Source organism: Agrobacterium sp. NPDC058088, from assembly GCF_042885035.1.
Taxonomy (GTDB): domain Bacteria; phylum Pseudomonadota; class Alphaproteobacteria; order Rhizobiales; family Rhizobiaceae; genus Agrobacterium.
The window spans coordinates 1-2,610 of record NZ_JBHVSU010000029.1; the positions used below are offsets into that span (position 1 = coordinate 1).

A 2,610-nucleotide genomic window follows, 5' to 3' on the forward strand; every position below is an offset into this window, starting at 1 on the left:
GATCGAGCTATTAGTAACGGTAAGCTTCACACATTGCTGTGCTTCCACACCCGTCCTATCAACGTGGTCGTCTTCCACGGCTCTGATAGGGAACACTCGTTTTCAGGTTGGTTTCCCGCTTAGATGCCTTCAGCGGTTATCCATTCCGTATATAGCTACTCTGCTATGCCCTTGGCAGGACAACAGATCCACCAGAGATACGTCCATCCCGGTCCTCTCGTACTAGGGACAGATCCTGTCAATATTCCTACACCCACGGCAGATAGGGACCGAACTGTCTCACGACGTTCTGAACCCAACTCACGTACCGCTTTAAATGGCGAACAGCCATACCCTTGGGACCTGCTCCAGCCCCAGGATGCGATGAGTCGACATCGAGGTGCCAAACAACCCCGTCGATATGGACTCTTGGGGGTCATCAGCCTGTTATCCCCGGCGTACCTTTTATCCGTTGAGCGATGGCCCTTCCACACGGGACCACCGGATCACTATGACCGACTTTCGTCTCTGCTCGACTTGTCAGTCTCGCAGTCAGGCTAGCTTATGCCATTGCACTCGACGACCGATTTCCGACCGGTCTGAGCTAACCATCGCGCGCCTCCGTTACTCTTTCGGAGGCGACCGCCCCAGTCAAACTACCCACCATACACTGTCCCGGATCCGGATAACGGACCGCGGTTAGACATCCACGAAGATAAGGGTGGTATTTCAAGGATGGCTCCACACAGACTGGCGTCCATGCTTCAAAGCCTACCACCTATCCTACACATGCCTTGGCGAATGCCAGTGTAAAGCTATAGTAAAGGTGCACGGGGTCTTTCCGTCTGACCGCAGGAACCCCGCATCTTCACGGGGAATTCAATTTCACTGAGTCTATGTTGGAGACAGCGGGGAAGTCGTTACGCCATTCGTGCAGGTCGGAACTTACCCGACAAGGAATTTCGCTACCTTAGGACCGTTATAGTTACGGCCGCCGTTTACTGGGGCTTCAGTTCAGAGCTTGCACCCCTCCCTTTAACCTTCCAGCACCGGGCAGGCGTCAGACCCTATACGTCGTATTGCTACTTCGCAGAGCCCTGTGTTTTTGATAAACAGTCGCTACCCCCTGGTCTGTGCCACCCCATCATACTTGCGTACAAAAGGGTCACGCTTCTTCCGAAGTTACGCGTGCAATTTGCCGAGTTCCTTCAACATAGTTCTCTCAAGCGCCTTGGTATACTCTACCTGACCACCTGTGTCGGTTTCGGGTACGGTCTATACGGTGGAGCTATTTCCTGGAACCTCTTCGCCGCACAACCAATCCAATAAGGTTGTACAACACACGAGATCCGTCACTACCACCAGGCCCACGAATATTAACGTGGTTCCCATCGACTACGCGTGTCCGCCTCGTCTTAGGGGCCGGCTAACCCTGCTCAGATTAACTTTAAGCAGGAACCCTTGGTCTTTCGGCGAGGGAGTCTCTCACTCCCTTTATCGTTACTCATGTCAACATTCGCACTTCCGATATCTCCAGCAGCCCTCACGGGTCCGCCTTCACAGACTTACGGAACGCTCCGCTACCACTTGCACAATGTGCAAATCCTCAGCTTCGGTGCATGGCTTTAGCCCCGTTACATTTTCGGCGCAAAGACCCTTATTTAGACCAGTGAGCTGTTACGCTTTCTTTAAATGATGGCTGCTTCTAAGCCAACATCCTGGTTGTTTTGGGATCCTCACATCCTTTCCCACTTAGCCATGACTTGGGGACCTTAGCTGGAGGTCAGGGTTGTTGCCCTTTTCACGACGGACGTTAGCACCCGCCGTGTGTCTGCCGACTAGTACTCCTCGGTATTCGGAGTTTGGTTAGGATCAGTAAGACGGTGAGTCCCCATAGCCCATCCAGTGCTCTACCCCCGAGGGTATTCGGTCGACGCTCTACCTAAATAGATTTCGCGGAGAACCAGCTATTTCCGAGTTTGATTGGCCTTTCACCCCTAGCCACAAGTCATCCCAATCTATTGCAACAGATACGGGTTCGGCCCTCCAGTTGGTGTTACCCAACCTTCAGCCTGCTCATGGCTAGATCACTCGGTTTCGGGTCTAATGCAACTAACTCAATCGCCCTATTCAGACTCGCTTTCGCTGCGCCTACACCTACCGGCTTAAGCTTGCTAGTTACACTAAGTCGTTGACCCATTATACAAAAGGTACGCCGTCACCCAACCTACTAAAAGGCTCGGGCTCCGACTGTTTGTAGGCATCCGGTTTCAGGTTCTATTTCACTCCCCTCGTCGGGGTGCTTTTCACCTTTCCCTCACGGTACTTGTTCGCTATCGGTCATGCACGAGTACTTAGGCTTGGAGAGTGGTCTCCCCATGTTCAGACAGGATTTCACGTGTCCCGCCCTACTCAAGGACAATGACTGTTCTACGCGTAAGGGGCTATCACCCTCTATGGCCGACTTTTCCAAATCGTTCCGCTTTATTCATCATTGCCACTGGCCTGGTCCGCGTTCGCTCGCCACTACTTGCGGAGTCTCGGTTGATGTCCTTTCCTGCAGGTACTTAGATGTTTCAGTTCCCTGCGTTCGCTTCTTACCCCTATGTATTCGAAAGTAAGATACCTTAT

At 52.5% G+C, this 2,610-nt stretch carries 1 rRNA gene; it reads right to left on the reverse strand.

Annotated features, from left to right (window positions below):
- Window position 1: 1 nt before the first annotated feature.
- Window positions 2–2,610 (reverse strand): 23S ribosomal RNA (locus ACFVTJ_RS25360); the annotation flags it as partial.